Source organism: Mesorhizobium sp. M4A.F.Ca.ET.050.02.1.1, assembly GCF_003997725.1.
In the GTDB taxonomy this organism is placed as follows: Bacteria; Pseudomonadota; Alphaproteobacteria; order Rhizobiales; family Rhizobiaceae; genus Mesorhizobium.
This window is the reverse complement of sequence record NZ_RZSG01001209.1, coordinates 1-1,162: the sequence shown is the minus strand read 5'-3', so window position 1 is coordinate 1,162 and position 1,162 is coordinate 1. Positions and strand designations below refer to the sequence as shown.

General features: G+C 65.7%; 2 protein-coding genes. Both read left to right on the top strand.

What is annotated here, in order from left to right:
• Positions 1-162 precede the first annotated feature (162 nt).
• Positions 163-1,014, top strand: coding sequence for a dihydropteroate synthase (gene folP / locus EOA33_RS36360; protein WP_127407770.1), 852 nt, complete (start codon positions 163-165; stop codon positions 1,012-1,014).
• A gap of 3 nt (positions 1,015-1,017) precedes the next feature.
• The coding region (locus tag EOA33_RS41620) for a dihydroneopterin aldolase (RefSeq protein WP_348628298.1) at positions 1,018-1,162 on the top strand (145 nt) is incomplete at its 3' end.

The following is a 1,162-nucleotide window of genomic DNA, read 5'->3' as shown; positions in this document are numbered from 1 at the left end:
TGACCAGATTGGCCGCGCCGGCCGGCAGGGCCATCAAAGCGAGCATCAGGGCGCAAGCGAGCGAACGTTTCATCATGTTGCCTCTTCGGCCACCTTGCTTTACGGCCGCTCTCGGCGCAACGGATTTGATTTCCAGCGGGATCACAAGATGGTTGACGGACGATGACGACGAGGCGATGGCAGCTGGCGCATGGACGCCATCTCGACCTTGGCGGCAAGGCCGTCGTGGTCGGCATCCTCAACGTCACGCCGGACAGTTTTTCCGATGGCGGGCTGTTCGCCGCGCGCGACGCGGCGCTCGACCAGGCGCGCCGCATGGTGGAGGAGGGCGCCGCCGTCATCGATGTCGGCGGCGAATCGACCAGGCCAGGCGCGTCAGCCGTGACCGGCCAGGAAGAGCAGGCACGCGTCCTGCCGGTCATCGAGGCGCTCGCCAAATCTGGCGAAGCGCTGATCTCGGTCGACACCTATCGCGAGGACACCGCGCGTCTGGCCGTCGCCGCCGGCGCGCATATCGTCAACGATGTCTGGGGCCTGCAGCGCGAGCCGGGCATTGCCCGCGTCGCCGCCGAAAACGGCGCCGGCCTCGTCATCATGCACACCGGGCGCGGCAGGCGAAAGCTGCCCGACGTCATCGATGATCAGCTTTTCTTTCTCAGGAAATCGCTGCAGATCGCGCGGGCCGGCGGCATCGCCGACGATCAGATCGTGCTCGATCCCGGCTTCGGCTTCGCCAAGGAAACGGCGGAGGAAAACCTCGATCTGATGGCGCGGTTTTCCGAGCTCCATGCGCTGGGTTACCCGCTGATGGCCGGCACATCGCGAAAGCGCTTCATCGGTGCGGTGACCGGGCGGGACGCCCTCGGGCGCGGGGCCGGAACAGCGGCGACCAGCGTCATTTTGAGATTGAAAGGCGCGCATCTATTTCGCGTCCACGATGTCGCAATCAACGTGGATGCGCTGGCGCTGGCCGATGCTATGCTGGCGCGTGAAACCGACCCCTCCGGACGCTGAGCCATGTATGTCATCCGCATGAAGAACTGCGCCTTCTTTGCCCGGCACGGCGTGCTGGACGAGGAGGAGACGCTCGGCCAGCGTTTTTACGTCGACGCGGCGCTGACCGTCGAGCCGGGCCGGGCAAAGAAGGCGCAGTTCTTCATGC

Bases quoted from the DNA above. Each gene is read 5' to 3' on its own strand.
- folP (WP_127407770.1), top strand. From the start codon at position 163: ATGACGACGAGGCGATGGCAGCTGGCGCATGGACGCCATCTCGACCTT.